Source organism: Mesorhizobium sp. M0058 (genome assembly GCF_040323095.1).
In the GTDB taxonomy this organism is placed as follows: Bacteria; Pseudomonadota; Alphaproteobacteria; order Rhizobiales; family Rhizobiaceae; genus Mesorhizobium.
On record NZ_JAMYUQ010000004.1, the window covers coordinates 308,138 to 324,604 of the forward strand.

The window sequence follows — 16,467 nt, forward strand, 5'->3', positions numbered from 1 at the left end:
CGAGGCGGGCTGGCTGACACTTTTCACCGCCCCCTGGACAGGCTGCCCAGAATCCCGCGCACGATCGCGCGGCCGACCGACGAGCCGACCGAACGCACGACAGCTTTGATCGCGGCTTCGGCCACCGTCTGGCGGTTGGACGGGCGCGGCGCCGGCACGCGCCGGCCACCGGATTGCGGTGGCGGCGAATCGTCATTGCCGAAGCCGGGGATGGTCCAGCGCGAGCGGCCGCTGTCGGCCGGCTGTGCCTGTTCTTCCGCCTCCTGCGCGCCCACGGCTTTCTTCTGCAGCATCTCGAAGGCCGATTCGCGATCGATGGTCTGGTCGTACTGGCCGGCGACCGGGCTCTGGTCGATCAGCTTGCGGCGCTCGTCCGCCGTGATCGGGCCAAGCCTGGACGACGGCGGCCGGATCAATGTCCGCTGCACCATGGACGGCACGCCCTTGACCTCCAGCGTCGAGACCAGCGCCTCGCCGGTGCCGAGCTGGGTGATGGCGGTGGCGCAGTCGAAATCGGGATTGGGCCGGAAGGTGTCGGCGGCGGTCTTGACCGCCTGCTGCTCACGCGGCGTATAGGCGCGCAGCGCGTGCTGCACACGGTTGCCGAGCTGGGCGAGAACCTTTTCAGGGATATCCAAGGGGTTCTGCGTAACGAAATAGACGCCGACGCCCTTGGAGCGGATCAAGCGAACCACCTGCTCGACGCGGTCGATCAGCACCTTCGGCGCCTCGTCGAAAAGCAGATGCGCCTCGTCGAAGAAGAACACCAGCTTCGGCCTGTCGGGATCGCCGACCTCGGGCAATTCCTCGAACAGTTCCGACATCAGCCAGAGCAGGAAGGTGGCGTAGAGCCTGGGGTTCATCATCAGCCTGTCGGCAGCGAGCACGCTGATGGCGCCGCGGCCGTCGCGGGTGGTGCGCATGATGTCGGCGATGCGCAAAGCCGGTTCGCCGAAGAAATGCGCCGCGCCCTGCTGTTCCAGCACGAGAAGCGTGCGCTGGATTGCGCCGACCGACGGCTTGGTGACATTGCCGTAGCGCGAGCTGATCTCGTCGGCGCGCGCTGCGATGTTGGCCAGCAGTGCTTGCAGATCCTTCATGTCGAGCAGCAGCAGGCCATCCTCATCGGCGATGCGGAAGGCGATGTTCATGATGCCTTCCTGCGCTTCGGAGAGGTTCATCAGCCGCGACAGAAGCAGCGGCCCCATTTCCGAGACGGTGGCGCGGATCGGATGGCCCTGCTCGCCGAACAGGTCCCAGAAGATGACCGGGAATTCCTGGAAGTCGTAAGGGTCGAGCTTGACCTGCTCGGCCCGCTTGACCAGGAAATCCTGCGCCTTGCCCATCATGGCAATGCCGGACAGGTCGCCCTTGATATCGGCGCAGAACACAGGCACGCCGGCATTGGAAAACCCCTCGGCCAGGATCTGCAGGCTGACTGTCTTGCCGGTGCCGGTGGCGCCGGTGATCAGGCCATGGCGGTTCCCATATTGCAGCAAGAGCTGTTCGGCGCGCTGATAGCTGTCGTCGGGCTTGCGGCTGGCGCCGAGGAAAATGCTGGTGTCGTCAGCCATATGACCATGTCTCCGCAAACTGATGTGTTAAAAGCCTGTGGCCGTGCCGCAGGGTATAGTCAGGCCATTGCGCAGCGACAATGCTATTCTCCAATCGGGCTATCCATCCAGTTGGCTATTCATCCAGATTGGGCCAATCGTCTAAATTGAACCAATCCTCCAAATCGGTTTTTGGAACTTGCGGATTTTGCCGCTGTTTGGCAATCGTTCCATGGTTCGTCCACGCAGGCTGCCCTATGTCAGGGAAGCGAATCCCAACCGCGCAAGCGCATTGCATTGCGATATCTGGCAGGGAACCGTAGACTGGACGGCTGACGCTGGTGCGGCCGCATAAAAACGAGGAGCATGGATGGGCGCCGGAGCCTTGACCAGGAGTGTCGAACCCGCTGACGTCGAGCGCCAGCGTTGGCTGGCCTTGGCCGAAAAGGCGCTCGCCGGCGCCTCCTTCGAGGAAAAACTAGTCTCGCATACCGACGATCAGATTCGCATCGAACCGCTCTACGATCGCGCTGGCGGCGCCGAGCCGCTTGTGCGCGCCAACCCCAAATTGCCCTGGATCGTCAGCCAGCGCATTGACGATCCCGATATCGGCCGCGCCAAGGCGCAGGCCCTGGACGATGTGGCACAAGGCGCGACGGGATTGTCGCTTGTCTTCGAAGGTGCTCCGAATGCGTTCGGCTATGGCCTGCCGAGGACGGCGCAGGCGCTGGAAACGGTGCTGGATGGCGTACCGCTCAACCGCACGCAGATCCGCATCGACGCCCATCCCTGGAGCCGTGCCGTCGCCGACTGGCTGGTGGCGTTCCTGAGCAAGCGCCGCTCCGACCCGGCAAAGCTGAACCTCTCCTTCGGCATCGACCCGGCGGCAATCTTTGCCGGAACCGGCCGGCTGCGCATGTCGATCGAGGCGTTGCAGGCATCGATGCCGCAATCGCTGGCGCATTTCTTCTCGCTGGGCGTGCCGGGTGTGCTGCTGGAGGCCGACGGGCGGGTGTTCCACAATGCCGGCGCCACGGAAGCGCAGGAACTCGGCACCATGCTCGCTTCCGCCGTGTCATACCTCAGGATGTTCGAGGATGCGCGCCAGCCGCTTGTCTATGCCGCTCCCCATATCGGCTTTGCGCTGAGCGTCGACCAGGACCAGTTCCTGTCGATGGCCAAGGTCCGGGCCTTGCGCAGGCTGTGGGCGCGCATCCAGGAAACCTGTTCCATCCCGGCATCGACAGCCAACATCCATGCCGAGACGTCGTTCCGCATGATGACGGCGGCGGATCCCGAAACCAACATCCTGCGCACCACCATCGCTAGCTTTGCAGCGGCAGCAGGCGGCGCGGACTCGATCTCCATCCTGCCACACACCATCGCCCTCGGGCTGCCGGCCGGCTTTGCCCGCCGCATCGCCCGCAATGCGCAGTTGATCATGGCCAATGAAAGCCATATCGACCATGTCGCCGACCCAGCATTTGGGTCGGGCGCAGTCGAGGCGCTGACCCTGGGCCTGTGCGAAGCGGCGTGGGAAGAGTTCCAGCGGATCGAAGCGGAAGGCGGCGTTCTGGCAAGCCTGCAGCAAGGGCATATCCAGAAGCGCGTCAAGGCAGCATCCGAGCGCCGCGCCGAGGCCTACCGGTCGGGTGAACGGGCAATCATCGGCACCACGCTTTACCCGCTGAAAAACGATGCCCCGGTCGAGACGCTGGCGGCTGAGCGGCGGCCGCCTTTCACAGAGGGCGTGGCGGTGTGCGAGGCGCTGTTTCCGGTCCGCATCGACCAGGCAATCGGAGCCGCACAGTGATCCCGGATTTCAGCCACATTGGCTGGTCGGCGCCACGGCGCGCGCCGGTCGAGGTCAAGGGCCAGCGGCTGACGCCGGAAGGTATTGCCGTCAAGCATCTCTACAGCCAGGGCGATCTCAAGGGGCTGCCGCATCTCGACACCTATCCGGGAATGCCGCCCTTCGTGCGCGGTCCCTACCCGACCATGTATGTCCAGCAGCCGTGGACGATCCGGCAATATGCCGGCTTCTCGACGGCCGAGGAATCCAACGCCTTCTACCGGCGCAATCTCGCCGCCGGCCAAAAGGGCCTTTCGGTCGCTTTCGATCTGCCCACCCATCGCGGCTATGACAGCGACCATCCGCGCGTTGCCGGCGATGTCGGCATGGCGGGCGTGGCCATCGATTCCATCCTCGACATGCGGCAATTGTTCGACGGCATTCCGCTGGGCGAGATGACGGTGTCGATGACCATGAACGGCGCGGTGCTGCCGATCATGGCGCTCTATATCGTCGCGGCCGAAGAACAGGGCGTTGCTCAGAAGGATCTCGCCGGCACCATTCAGAACGACATTCTGAAGGAGTTCATGGTCCGCAACACCTACATCTATCCGCCGAAGCCCTCGATGCGGATCGTGTCTGACATCTTCTCCTATACCTCCCAGCACATGCCGAAGTTCAATTCGATCTCGATCTCCGGCTATCACATGCAGGAGGCCGGCGCGACCGCGGACCTGGAGCTCGCCTACACCATCGCCGACGGCATCGAATATGCCCGCGCCGGCGTCGCCGCCGGGCTCGATATCGACCGTTTCGCCCCGCGGCTTTCCTTCTTCTGGGCGGTCGGCATGAACTTCTTCATGGAGATCGCCAAGCTCCGCGCGGCGCGCCTGCTGTGGGCGACCCTGATGCAGAAGAATTTTGCACCGAAGGATGAACGCTCGCTGTCGCTGCGCACCCATTGCCAGACCTCCGGCTGGTCGCTGACGGCGCAGGACCCCTACAACAACATCACCCGCACCATGATCGAGGCGATGGCGGCGACGCAGGGACATACCCAGTCGCTGCACACCAACTCGTTCGACGAGGCGATGGCGCTGCCGACCGACCACTCGGCCCGCATCGCCCGCAACACGCAGCTGATCCTGCAAAAGGAATCCGGCACCACCCGCATCATCGATCCGTGGGGCGGCTCGGCCTATATCGAACGGCTGACGCACGATCTGGCGGCGCGTGCGCTCGCCCATATCGAAGAGGTCGAGGCGCTTGGCGGCATGGCGGCGGCAACCGAACAGGGCATTCCAAAACTGCGCATCGAGGAAGCGGCGGCGCGCACGCAGGCGCGTATCGATTCCGGCGAGCAGATACTGGTTGGCGTAAACGCGCATCGCCCCGAGAACGACATCGACGTCGACGTGCTGAAGATCGACAATGCCGAGGTCAAGGCCCGGCAATTGTCGAAGCTGCAGAACCTGAAAGGCACGCGCAATGTCGGCGCGGTCGAGAGCGCGCTCGATGCGCTGACCCGCGCTGCGCAGGGTAACGAAAACCTGCTGGAATTTGCCATCCGCGCCGCGCGCGCCAATGCCACGGTCGGCGAGATCTCGCTGGCGCTCGAAAAGGTCTTTGGCCGTCACGTCGCCTCGGTGCAAACGATCTCCGGCGTTTATCGCAATGCGCTTGGCGACAATCTGACGGTCGACCGATTGCTGGAGAAGCTCGAAGCTTTCGAGAAGAAGTCCGGCGGCAAGCCGCGCATCCTGGTCGCAAAGATGGGACAGGACGGCCACGACCGTGGCCAGAAGGTGATCGCCACGGCCTTCGCCGATCTCGGCTTCGACGTCACGGTCGGCGCGATGTTCCAGACACCCGACGAGATCGCCAGGCTGGCGGTGGCGCAGGACGTCCATGTCATCGGCGCCTCATCGCTGGCGGCGGGGCACCTGACGCTGATCCCCGAACTACGCGACGCGCTGAAGAAGCTCGGCCGCAGCGACATGCTGATCGTCGCCGGCGGCGTCATCCCGCCGCAGGATTACGGCGCAATGCTGGAAGCGGGTGCCGCGGAAATCTTCCCGCCAGGGACGGTTATCCCGGAGGCTGCGGATCGGTTGCTGGACCGGCTGCTGGCGGGCTGATTGAAACAGTTGCACTGCTTATCAAAGTTGCGTTACAATATCGGGCGCAACCTATGGTATAGCTATGAACACCATCATTCACGGACTTGAGGACGGATCGGGCGTTGTAATCCTGCCGCGGGAAACGCTCGACAGCTTGGGCCTGCAGGTGGGCGATGAACTCCAGATCATCGAAACCGACGACGGCATCATCCTAAGGCCGGTGCCGTGTGACGACGTCGAACGGGAAATGCTTGCTGCTCGCGGTGTCATGGACAAGTATGAGCCCGCGTTGCGAAAGCTGGCTGTGCAAATAGGGTGAGCTGGCGTCAGGCGTCCGACAGCTTGACGATTTCCCATTCCTTGCCGTTGACGCTTGCGACGTCGCCGACCTTCTTGCCGAACAGCGCCACGGCCATTGGCGAGACGTGTGAGATGCTGCCCTTTGAGGGGTCGGCCTCGTCCTCGCCGACGATCTTCCAGTGCACTTTCTTGCCGTCATCGCTTTCCAGCGTGACACCCATGCCGAAGCGCACCTGGTCGCTGCCCGGTTCCGGCACGGAAAGCTCGGCGCTTTCGCGGCGCGCTGTCCAGTAGCGCAGGTCGCGCGAGACGACGGCAATGCGCTCGCGATCGGCTTTTCGCTCGGCTTTCGCCAAAATGTCGCGCAGATCGGCCAGATTGTCCTCGATCATCGCCAGGCCGCGCTCCGTCACCAGATTGCGGTGTTGGCTGATCGGCCGCTCGCCGATGCCGGCAATGGCGTTTTCGCTGTCTTCCTCGCGGGTAAAAGCTCTGCTCATCGGATAAACTTAGGCCCGCTTCCGTGACTGCACAAGCCACTTGCCGGACCAGGTCATTGGCCGGACTATGGCCGAGCGGAGACCTATGCGGCTGGCCCAATTCCTGCGATCAGCCGGATGATCGCAAGGGATGTGCCGATGTTGAACAGACGAACGCTTCTGCAGGGGACGGCCGGCTTTGCCGTGCTCGGCCTTTCGGTGGGCAACGCCTTGGCGAAAACGGCGGTGCGCGGCTCGATCAACGCCGCCGAGCTTGGCGTGGAGCCGGACGCACCGGACGACCAGAGCAAGGCCTTTGCCAGGATGCTAGCCGAGGCAAGCCAGCGCAATGCGCCGGTGTTCCTGCCGCCGGGCACCTATGTCGTGTCCAACCTGACCCTGCCCGCCCGCGTCAGGCTTTCGGGCGTGCCGGGCGCCTCGCGCATCCTCTATGGCGGCAATGGCCATTTGCTGACGGCCGAACAGGCCGAGCATATAGAGTTCACCGCATTGGTCTTCGACGGCGCCAACGGCGGGTTGGCCGACGATGCGCAAGGCCTGCTCGACCTGCGCCGCGTCGCCCATCTCGTCATCGACAATTGCACGATCACCGGCAGCTGCAAGCATGGGCTGGCGCTGGAGCATGCGTCGGGCCGCGTCGAGCGCTCCGAGATTTCGGGGGCTGCGGACGCCGGCATCTACTCCGTCGAGGCCGCTGGCCTGGCGATATCCGATAATGCCGTATCCGACTGCGGCAATGGCGGCATTCTTGTCCATCGCTGGCAGCAGGCCGAGGACGGCACGATCGTCAGCGGCAACCGCGTGCAGCGGATCGGCGCGCGCAGCGGCGGCACCGGGCAGAACGGCAATGGCATCAACGCATTCCGTGCCGGCAATGTCTCCGTCACCGGCAACATCGTCTCGGACTGCGCCTTCTCGGCGATCCGCGCCAACAGTTCAAGCAATCTGCAGATGACCGGGAACACCTGCTCGCGGTCGGGCGAAACCGCGCTCTATTCCGAATTCTCCTTCGAAGGCGCCATCATCGGCAACAACATCGTCGATGGTGCCGCTAACGGCATCTCGATCGTCAATTTCAACGAGGGCGGCCGTATGGGTGTCTGCTCGAACAACATCGTGCGCAACCTCTCGACCACCGGCCCCTACCCCGCCGACGCGCCGGGCTTCGGCGTCGGTATCAGCGTCGAGGCCGACACCACCGTCTCGGGCAATGTCATCGAGAACGCGCCGCTCTACGGCATGCAGATCGGCTGGGGCGCCTATATGCGCAATGTTGTGGCGACGGGAAACATCATTCGTCAGGCCGGAACCGGCATCGCCGTCACTGTGGTCGAGGGCGCTGGGAACGCCATCATCTCCGACAACGTCGTCGACGGCGCCGAGAACGGCGCCATCATCGGCCAGCGCTGGGCCGAACGGGCGACCGGCGACCTCGCGCGGTCGAGCGATAGCGGCTATGCGCACCTGACGGTCGAGCGAAACAGGGTCAGCTGAGCGTCGTCGTCGACCGCAGCGAGCCGACCTTGGCGCCGATGCGGCTTTCGATCGGCGGATTGGCCCGCTCCAGAAGGTTCGCCGCCAGTGCGCCGTCGGCGCTGAGAAGTTTTGCCAGCACAGCAGCAATCATCACCTCGGCGGCGCGGCCGGCGCCGTCATCACATTTCAGCGCGATGCCGAGGCCAAGCTCCGGAACGGCAGCGCAATAGACGCCTTCGGCGCCCGTCTTGACGAAGATGCGGCCGGGCGCGGCCTGCATCAGCGCCACATCGGCCTTGCCGGTGCCGGCGACCAGGAAAGGCTCGGCCATGCAGGCAGACAGCAGGCGTTTGGCCGCCTTGGCACGCTCAGGGCCAAAGCTCCTGCCCGTAGCCATGCGGGCAAAGCCAAGGGCAAAACTTTTCAGCGGCACGGCATAGGTGGGGATCGAGCAGCCATCGGTTGCCCGGTGATCCGCATCGTGGGCAGCGCCGGTCACCGCCTGCATGGCGTCGCGCACCATCTCCTGCAAACCATGGCCTGCCTTGACGTAGCCTTGGTGGGCAATCCCTGAGTGCACGCAGGTGCAGAGAAATCCGGAATGCTTGCCCGAGCAATTGTTGTGCAGTGCGTTCGGCGAGACGCCTGTGCGGGCCAGTGCGATCGTCGCGTCGTGGCTCGACGGCCAATGCGCGCCGCATTCCAGCGCCGACTTGTCGAGGTCGGCCTTGGCCAGCATCGCCTGCGCCAGTTCGACATGCGCGGGTTCGCCTGAATGTGAAGCGCAGGCCAGCGCCAGTTCGCGGTCGCCGAAGCCATAGGCATCGGCGGCACCCGTTTCGACCAGCGGCAGCGCCTGGATCGCCTTGACCGCCGAGCGCGGAAACACCGGCCGCGCCGTATCGCCGATCTCCAGGACAGGCTTGCCGTCACCGTCAAAGATTGCGACAGCGCCGCGATGGGCGCTCTCGACGATCGCGCCGCGCAAGACTTCGACCAGAACCGGATTTGTCATCACCACCCCGAAAAATACGGGCCGCTTCTACCTGATCCGGTCGAGGATGGAAACGTAGTTGGCGACGGCAGCGCCACCCATGTTGAAGATGCCGCCAAGCTTTGCGTCCGGCACCTGGATGCCGCCTGCTTCGCCGGTCAACTGCATGGCGGTCAGCACATGCATCGACACACCGGTGGCGCCGATCGGATGGCCCTTGGCCTTCAGCCCGCCCGAAGGGTTGACCGGCAGCCTGCCGTCTTTTGCAGTCGTGCCGTCTAGCGCCAGCCTGCCGCCCTCGCCCGGCTTGGCTAGGCCCATCGCCTCATATTCGATCAGCTCGGCAATGGTGAAGCAGTCATGCGTCTCGACGAAGGAGAGGTCGTCGAGCGTCACGCCGGCCTTCTTCAAAGCCTGGTTCCAGGCCTGCTCGCAGCCTTCGAAGGACAGGATGTCACGCTTCGACATCGGCAGGAAATCCTGGACATGCTCGTTGGCGCGGAAGGCGACGGCGCGGCGCATCTTCAACGCCGTCGAGGTGTCGGTCAGCACAAGGGCGGCGGCGCCGTCGGAAACCAGGGAGCAGTCGGTGCGCTTCAGCGGACCGGCCACAAAGGGGTTCTTCTCGCTTTCCTGGCGGCAGAATTCGTAGCCGAAATCCTTGCGCATCTGCGCGTACGGATTGTCGACGCCGTTCTTGTGGTTCTTGGCGGCGATCATCGCCAGCGCATCCGACTGGTCGCCATAACGCTGGAAATAGGCCTGTGCGATCTTGCCGAAGACGCCGGCAAAACCGGCCGGCGTGTCGCCCTCTTCCGGCAGATAGGAAGCCTTGAGCAGGTTCTTGCCGATCTCGGGGCCGGGCGTCGTCGTCATCTGCTCGGCACCGACCACCAGCACGATGCGGGCGGCATTGGCGTCGATGGCGCGGATGCCTTGGCGGACCGCTGCCGAACCCGTGGCGCAGGCGTTCTCGACCCGCGTCGCCGGCTTGAAGCGCAGCCGGTCATCGGCCTGCAGCACCAGGCTGGCGGTAAAATCCTGAGGGGAGAAGCCGGCGTTGAAATGGCCGAGCACGATCTCGTCGACCTCGTCCGGGCCAATGCCGGCATGGTCGAGCGCGTCGACCGCGACCTTTGTGATCAGGCCCTCGAGCGTCTCGCCTTCAAGCTTGCCGAAGCGCGAATGCGCCCAGCCGACGATGCATCCGGTCATGGCAACCTCCGTTCGCCGCAAGCCTAACATGTCATAGCGCGGCATCAGCCTCTAATATTGTTCAACAGTGAACCGTTTTCCAGTCCAAGGGATGGGCCAGAGCGACACGATCGGTTGATCCGAGCGCGAGTTTTTTATTGATTGATCCGTCAATAGAAAATAATCTCTGTTTTGATCTGGATCTCCCCAATGCCGAAAGTCGGAATGGAACCGTTGCGCCGCAAGGCGCTCATCGACGCGACGATCTCGGCGATCGGCGAGCGCGGCTCGCTTGATGTGACCATGTCGGAGATCGCCGGCCGTGCCGGTGTATCCTCAGCCCTCGCCCATCATTATTTCGGCGCCAAGGACGAGCTCCTTCTGGCGACGATGCGGCACATACTGGCCGAGCTGACCATCGACATGCGGCGCGCCCTGCAATCCGCCGGCTCGCCGCGCGAACGCGTCTCGGCGGTGGTCGCCGTCAACTTCTCCGACATCCAGTTCCGGCCGGAAACCATCGCGGCCTGGCTCGCCTTTTATGTCGAGGCACAGAAATCATCGGCCCTGCGCCGGCTGCTCAGGGTCTATGCGCGGCGGCTGCACTCGAACCTGATGAGCGGACTGACCGGCATACTGCCGCGCAACGAGGCCGACCGCGCGGCGGAAGCGGTCGCGGCGATGATCGACGGGCTGTACATCAGGCGCGCGCTGAAGGACGGCGTGCCGGATGCTCAAACCGCGATCGCGCTGGTCGAAGATTATCTCGAAATCAAACTCGGCGGGCGACAGACACAGTGACAGCCTCAGTGATATCAAGGCGACCCAACATCCTGATCGTCATGGTCGATCAGCTCAACGGCACGCTGTTTGCGGACGGGCCGGCGGACTTCCTGCATGTGCCGCATCTCAAGGCGCTGGCCGCACGCTCGGCGCGCTTCGGCAACAACTACACGGCCTCGCCGCTTTGCGCGCCGGGCCGCGCCGCTTTCATGAGCGGGCAATTGCCGTCGCGCACCCAGGTCTATGACAACGCCGCCGAATTCGCTTCCTCGATCCCGACCTATGCGCATCATCTGCGCAGCGCCGGCTACTACACCTGCCTGTCGGGCAAGATGCATTTCGTCGGGCCGGACCAGTTGCACGGTTTCGAGGAGCGGCTGACCACCGACATCTATCCCGCCGATTTCGGCTGGACGCCGGATTACCGCAAGCCCGGCGAGCGCATCGACTGGTGGTATCACAATCTGGGCTCGGTCACCGGCGCCGGCGTTGCCGAGATCACCAACCAGATGGAGTATGACGACGAGGTCGCCTTCCACGCGGTGCAAAAACTCTACGATCTTGCCCGCACCTCCGAGGACGAGGCCAGCCGGCCCTGGTGCCTGACGGTTTCCTTCACCCACCCGCACGACCCCTATGTCGCACGGCGGCAATATTGGGATCTCTATGAAGACTGTCCGGCGCTTGAGCCGGAGGTGGGATTCATCCCCTATGCCCATCAGGACCCGCATTCGCAACGGCTTTACCGGGCCAGCGACTACGACAGTTTCAACATCACGCCGGAGCAGATCCGCCGCTCGCGGCGCGGCTACTACGCCAACATCTCCTATCTCGACGACAAGGTCGGCGAGTTGATGTCAGTGCTGGAGCGAACGCGCATGCTGGACGACACCATCATCCTGTTCTGCTCCGACCATGGCGACATGCTTGGCGAGCGCGGCCTGTGGTTCAAGATGAATTTTTTCGAGGGCTCGGCGCGAGTACCTTTGATGATCGCCGGCAAAGGCATTCCTGCAGGGCTGATCGAGGCGCCGGTCTCCAACCTCGACGTGACGCCGACATTGTGCGATCTCGCCGGCATCGACATCTCCGCGATCGCACCGTGGACCGATGGCCAGTCGCTGCTGCCGTTGCTTGATGGCGGACAGCGCACCGCGCCGGTGCTGATGGAATATGCCGCCGAGGGCTCCAACGCGCCGTTGGTGGCGATCCGCGACGGCCGCTACAAATTCATCCATTGCGAGATCGACCCGCCGCTTCTGTTCGATCTCGAAGCCGATCCGCAAGAACGCACCAATCTTGCCGCCGATCCGGCGCATGCCGATCTGGTGGCCGCCTTCACAGGAGCAGTGCGGGCGCGCTGGGACATGGCGGCCTTCGATGCCGCGGTGCGCGTCAGCCAGGCGCGGCGCTGGGTGGTTTATCCCGCGCTGCGCAACGGCACGCATTACCCCTGGGAGTTCCAGCCACTGCAGAAGGCGTCGGAACGCTACATGCGCAACCACATGAACCTCGACAATCTCGAGGAACAGAAACGCTTTCCGCGAGGCGAATGATGACAATTGTCCCCTCCCTCGAGCACCTCAGACAGGCCTATGCCGTGACGTCGAAGGCGACGCAGATCACGCCTTTGCTGGAATCGACAGCCTTGGCCAAGGAGACGGGTGCGGCCCGCGTCTTCATCAAACCGGAATCGCTGCAATGGGCGGGATCGTTCAAGGTGCGCGGGGCCTATTGGCGGTTGAAGCGGCTGTCGCCGGATGAGGCCAGAAAAGGCGTCGTCGCCTACTCCTCCGGCAATTTCGCGCAAGGGTTGGCGGCTGCCGGCCAGGCGCTCGGCATTCCCGTCACCATCGTCATGCCGATCGACGCGCCGGCCGCCAAGCGCGATGCGACCGCAGGTTATGGCGCGCGCGTCGTGCTGACCGATCATGGCGAGCGCGCCCGTGAAGAGGTCGCAGCCGCCAAGGCCCGCGAGATTGCCGAGACCGAAGGGCTGGCGTTGCTGCATCCATTCGACGATCCGGAGATCGTTGCCGGCCAGGCCGGCGCCGGGCTCGAAGCGCTCGAACAACTCGAGGCAAAGGACGCCAGTGCCGACCTTCTGTTCTGCTCAGTCGGCGGCGGCGGACTGATCGGCGGCATGTCGCTCGCCTTCCACTATCTGTCGCCAGCAACCGAGATCATCGGCGTCGAGCCGGAAGGCTTCAACGGCATGGGTGCATCGCTAGCGCATGGCGCCATCGAGACCATGCCGATCGCGCCGAAATCGATTTGCGACGGGCTGATGTCGCGGCGGCCGGGCGACGCGCCGTTCGCGGCGGTCAAGACCGCCGGCGTGCGCGGCATCACCGTCGACGACCAATCGGTTAGGCGGGCAATGAAGATCGCCTTCGAACGGATGAAGCTGGTGCTCGAGCCGTCAGGCGCCGCCTCTCTGGCGGCGCTGCTCGGCGGCAAGGTGGATGTGGCGGGTAAAACGGTCCTGGTCATGGCTACCGGCGGCAATGTCTCGCTCGCCGATTTTATTTCGCATATGAACGATGGGCGCATGTGAACCATGCTTGAAGCAGACTTCGTCATCATCGGCTCCGGCTCGGCCGGCTCGGCCATGGCCTACCGACTGTCGGAAGACGGCAAGCATTCGGTGATCGTCATCGAGTTCGGCGGCACCGACATCGGGCCGCTGATCCAGATGCCGTCGGCGCTGTCGATCCCGCTCAACATGAGCCTTTACGACTGGGGCTTTGCCAGCGAACCGGAGCCGCATCTCGGCGGCCGCGTGCTGGCGACGCCACGCGGCAAGGTGATCGGCGGCTCGTCCTCGATCAACGGCATGGTCTATGTCAGGGGCCACGCACGCGACTTCGACCACTGGGCCGAACAGGGGGCGGCCGGCTGGGGCTTCGCCGACGTGCTGCCCTATTTCAAGCGCATGGAGGACAGTGACGGCGGCGAGGACGGCTGGCGCGGCCACGGCGGCCCGCTGCACGTCCAGCGTGGCCCGCGCAAGAATCCGCTCTACGGCGCCTTTGTCGAGGCCGGCCGCCAAGCCGGGTTCGAACTGACCGACGACTACAATGGCTCGAAGCAGGAAGGCTTCGGACCGATGGAGCAAACCATTCGCGGCGGCCGCCGCTGGTCGGCGGCGTCAGCCTATCTGAAGCCGGCGCTCAAGCGGCAAAATGTCAGCGTGATCAGAGGCTTCGCCCGCCGGGTGATCATCGAGAATCAGCGTGCCGTCGGAGTCGAGATCGAAGCTCACAAACAGATTCAGGTCGTTAAGGCACGACGTGAGGTGATCGTCGCCGCATCGTCGATCAATTCGCCCAAGATCCTGATGCTATCCGGTATCGGCCCGGCCGCGCATCTCACGGAGAACGGCATCCAAGTCGTGGCCGACCGGCCCGGTGTCGGCCGCAATCTGCAGGATCATATGGAGCTCTACATCCAGCAGGAATCGACCCAGCCGATCACGCTGAATTCGGTTCTCAACCCATTCTCCAAGACGCTGATCGGGGCGCAGTGGCTGTTCTTCAAGACCGGCCTCGGCGCCACCAACCATTTCGAGGCCGCGGCCTTCGTACGCTCGCAGGCCGGTGTCGACTACCCCGATATCCAGTACCACTTCATCCCGGCGGCGGTGCGCTATGACGGCAAGGCGGCGGCGAAGGCGCATGGCTTCCAGGCGCATGTCGGGCCGATGCGGTCGAAGTCGCGCGGTTCGGTGACGCTGCGCTCGCCCGACCCGAAAGCGACGCCGGTCATCCGCTTCAACTACATGTCGCATCCAGACGACTGGACCGAGTTCCGCCACTGCATCCGGCTGACCCGCGAGATCTTCGGCCAGAAGGCTTTTGACGGCTTTCGCGGCAAGGAAATCTCGCCGGGTTCGCACGTCCAGTCGGACGAGGATCTCGACGCCTTCATCCGCGATCATGCCGAGAGTGCCTACCACCCGTGCGGCACGTGCAAGATGGGCCGCGCCGACGACATCATGAGCGTGGTCGATCCGGAGTGCCGGGTCATCGGCGTCGACGGCCTGCGCGTCGCCGACTCCTCGATCTTCCCGCGGGTGACCAACGGCAACCTCAACGCGCCGTCGATCATGACCGGCGAGAAGGCCTCCGACCACATTCTCGGCCGCACGCCGCTGGCGCCATCCAACCAGGAACCCTGGATCAATCCGCGCTGGCAGGTGGCGGATCGATAGGGCATTGTCCGGCCAAGACCATTGGAGAATTCATATGCGCGCCCAGCCAACGGCATCGCACTATGTCAACGGCCGCTACATCGAGGACGAAGGCGGCGCGCCGCTGCCGGTGATCTATCCGGCGACCGGCGAGATCATCGCCACCTTGCATTCGGCGACGCCGAACGTGCTGGAACTCGCCATCGAAGCTGCGCGGGCCGCACAACCGGCCTGGGCGCGGATGAAGCCGGTCGAGCGTGGCCGCATCCTGCGCCGCGCCGCCGACATTTTGCGCGCGCGCAACGCAGATCTGGCGCGGATCGAGACGCTCGACACCGGCAAGGCGATCCAGGAAACGCTGGTGGCGGATGCGCCGTCGGCTGCCGACTGCCTCGAATATTTCGGCGGCGCGGTTGCCGTCTTCAACGGCGAGGCGATCGATCTTGGTGGACCTTTTGCCTATACGCGCCGCGAGGCGCTCGGTGTGTGCGTCGGCATCGGCGCCTGGAACTATCCGATCCAGATCGCCGGCTGGAAATCCGCCCCGGCGCTCGCCATGGGCAACGCCATGGTATTCAAGCCTTCGGAGAACACGCCGCTGTCGGCGCTGGCGCTGGCCGAGATCTACTCAGAGGCGGGCCTGCCCGACGGGCTGTTCAACGTGGTGCAAGGCTATGGCGATGTCGGCGCCGGCCTCGTCGGCCACGATGTCGTTGCCAAGGTTTCGGTGACCGGCTCGGTGCCGACCGGCCGCAAGGTGCTGTCGCTCGCCGGTTCGAAGATGAAGCACGCCACGATGGAGCTCGGCGGCAAGTCGCCGCTGATCGTCTTCGACGATGCCGATCTCGAAAACGCCATCGGCGGCGCCATGCTCGGCAATTTCTATTCGACCGGGCAGATCTGCTCCAACGGCACGCGTGTTTTCGTACAAAGCGGCATCCATGACCGCTTCGTCGACCGGCTGGTCGAGCGGACGAAAAAGATCCGCATCGGCGATCCGCTCGATCCTGAGACGCAGATGGGGCCGCTGGTCAACAAGGCGCAGCAGGAGAAGGTCGTTTCCTACATCGCGGCCGGCAGGCAGGATGGAGCAACGCTCGCCTGCGGTGGCAACGTGCCGTCGCTGCAAGGGTTCGATGGCGGCTTCTTTGTCGAGCCGACGGTGTTCACCGGTGTCACCGATACGATGCGCATTGCGCGCGAGGAGATTTTCGGGCCGGTGATGAGCGTGCTGAAGTTCGACGGCGAGGACGAGGTGATCGACCGCGCCAACGACACCGAATTCGGCCTCGCCGCCGGCGTCTTCACCCGCGACCTGCAGCGCGCTCATAGGGTGATCGCCGAACTGCAGGCCGGCACCTGCTGGATAAACGCCTACAATCTGACGCCGGTGGAAATTCCGTTTGGCGGGGTGAAGCAATCCGGCATCGGGCGCGAGAACTCGCTGGCGGCTTTAGCGCTCTATTCGCAGCTGAAGGCGGTGTATGTCGAGACCGGGGACGTGGCGAGCCCGTATTGAGGGTTGAAAGCGAAGTGACAGCTGATCTCCCCCCTTGCGGGGGA

At 64.2% G+C, this 16,467-nt stretch carries 13 protein-coding genes; 9 read left to right on the plus strand and 4 right to left on the minus strand.

Translation table 11 applies throughout. The features are described from left to right. Positions 1 to 23: 23 nt before the first annotated feature. Positions 24 to 1,574, minus strand: a complete 1,551-nt coding sequence (locus NKJ75_RS09035) for a helicase HerA-like C-terminal domain-containing protein (protein ID WP_352499571.1) — start codon at positions 1,572 to 1,574, stop codon at positions 24 to 26. A gap of 349 nt (positions 1,575 to 1,923) precedes the next feature. Between NKJ75_RS09035 and NKJ75_RS09040 the strand changes: the two genes are divergently transcribed. The 3 genes from NKJ75_RS09040 (at position 1,924) to NKJ75_RS09050 (ending at position 5,784) form a co-directional block, all read left to right on the plus strand. Then, a complete protein-coding gene (locus NKJ75_RS09040; RefSeq protein ID WP_023834445.1) occupies positions 1,924 to 3,366 on the plus strand; it encodes a methylmalonyl-CoA mutase subunit beta in 1,443 nt (480 codons plus the stop codon). Further along, entirely contained in the window at positions 3,363 to 5,483 is a 2,121-nt protein-coding gene (scpA, locus tag NKJ75_RS09045; RefSeq protein WP_023834446.1) for a methylmalonyl-CoA mutase, read from the plus strand. Before NKJ75_RS09040 ends, scpA begins: the two co-directional genes overlap by 4 nt. 64 nt (positions 5,484 to 5,547) lie before the next feature. After that, positions 5,548 to 5,784: an AbrB/MazE/SpoVT family DNA-binding domain-containing protein gene (locus NKJ75_RS09050; protein WP_023834447.1), complete on the plus strand. Its 237-nt coding sequence runs from the start codon at positions 5,548 to 5,550 to the stop codon at positions 5,782 to 5,784. 7 nt (positions 5,785 to 5,791) lie between these two features. Here the strand turns inward: NKJ75_RS09050 and greA are convergent, their stop codons facing one another. After that, complete coding sequence (gene greA, locus NKJ75_RS09055) at positions 5,792 to 6,265, minus strand: transcription elongation factor GreA (protein ID WP_023670749.1); 474 nt, start codon at positions 6,263 to 6,265, stop codon at positions 5,792 to 5,794. Positions 6,266 to 6,403: 138 nt separating this feature from the next. Here greA and NKJ75_RS09060 point away from each other — a divergent pair, with 138 nt between their 5' ends. Beyond that, positions 6,404 to 7,759, plus strand: a complete 1,356-nt coding sequence (locus NKJ75_RS09060; protein ID WP_352499572.1) for a TIGR03808 family TAT-translocated repetitive protein — start codon at positions 6,404 to 6,406, stop codon at positions 7,757 to 7,759. On the opposite strand, the gene NKJ75_RS09065 is transcribed toward NKJ75_RS09060, so the two are convergent. Next, on the minus strand, positions 7,752 to 8,756 hold the full coding sequence (locus NKJ75_RS09065) for an asparaginase (RefSeq protein ID WP_352499573.1): 1,005 nt from the start codon (positions 8,754 to 8,756) through the stop codon (positions 7,752 to 7,754). The genes NKJ75_RS09060 and NKJ75_RS09065 overlap by 8 nt on opposite strands. Positions 8,757 to 8,783: 27 nt before the next feature. Continuing rightward, positions 8,784 to 9,950 (minus strand): acetyl-CoA acetyltransferase, encoded by a 1,167-nt coding sequence (locus tag NKJ75_RS09070; RefSeq protein WP_023834449.1) that lies wholly within the window; start codon positions 9,948 to 9,950, stop codon positions 8,784 to 8,786. 189 nt (positions 9,951 to 10,139) lie between these two features. On the opposite strand from NKJ75_RS09070, the gene betI reads away from it, so the two are divergent. From betI to betB, 5 genes are read left to right on the plus strand one after another with little or no spacing between them, the layout of a single operon-like run. Further along, positions 10,140 to 10,730 carry a choline-binding transcriptional repressor BetI gene (gene betI, locus NKJ75_RS09075; protein ID WP_023742680.1) on the plus strand — a complete coding sequence of 197 codons (591 nt, stop codon included), beginning with the start codon at positions 10,140 to 10,142 and terminating at the stop codon, positions 10,728 to 10,730. A gap of 8 nt (positions 10,731 to 10,738) precedes the next feature. Next, entirely contained in the window at positions 10,739 to 12,268 is a 1,530-nt protein-coding gene (betC, locus tag NKJ75_RS09080) for a choline-sulfatase (protein ID WP_023834450.1), read from the plus strand. Further along, positions 12,265 to 13,269 (plus strand): threonine/serine dehydratase family protein, encoded by a 1,005-nt coding sequence (locus NKJ75_RS09085; protein ID WP_023754820.1) that lies wholly within the window; start codon positions 12,265 to 12,267, stop codon positions 13,267 to 13,269. Before betC ends, NKJ75_RS09085 begins: the two co-directional genes overlap by 4 nt. Before the next feature lie 3 nt (positions 13,270 to 13,272). Continuing rightward, the gene (gene betA / locus NKJ75_RS09090; RefSeq protein ID WP_023743711.1) at positions 13,273 to 14,925 is read left to right on the plus strand and encodes a choline dehydrogenase; all 1,653 of its coding nucleotides are present in this window, start codon (positions 13,273 to 13,275) and stop codon (positions 14,923 to 14,925) included. A gap of 34 nt (positions 14,926 to 14,959) precedes the next feature. Continuing rightward, complete coding sequence (betB, locus tag NKJ75_RS09095; RefSeq protein WP_023754821.1) at positions 14,960 to 16,423, plus strand: betaine-aldehyde dehydrogenase; 1,464 nt, start codon at positions 14,960 to 14,962, stop codon at positions 16,421 to 16,423. Positions 16,424 to 16,467: the final 44 nt, after the last annotated feature.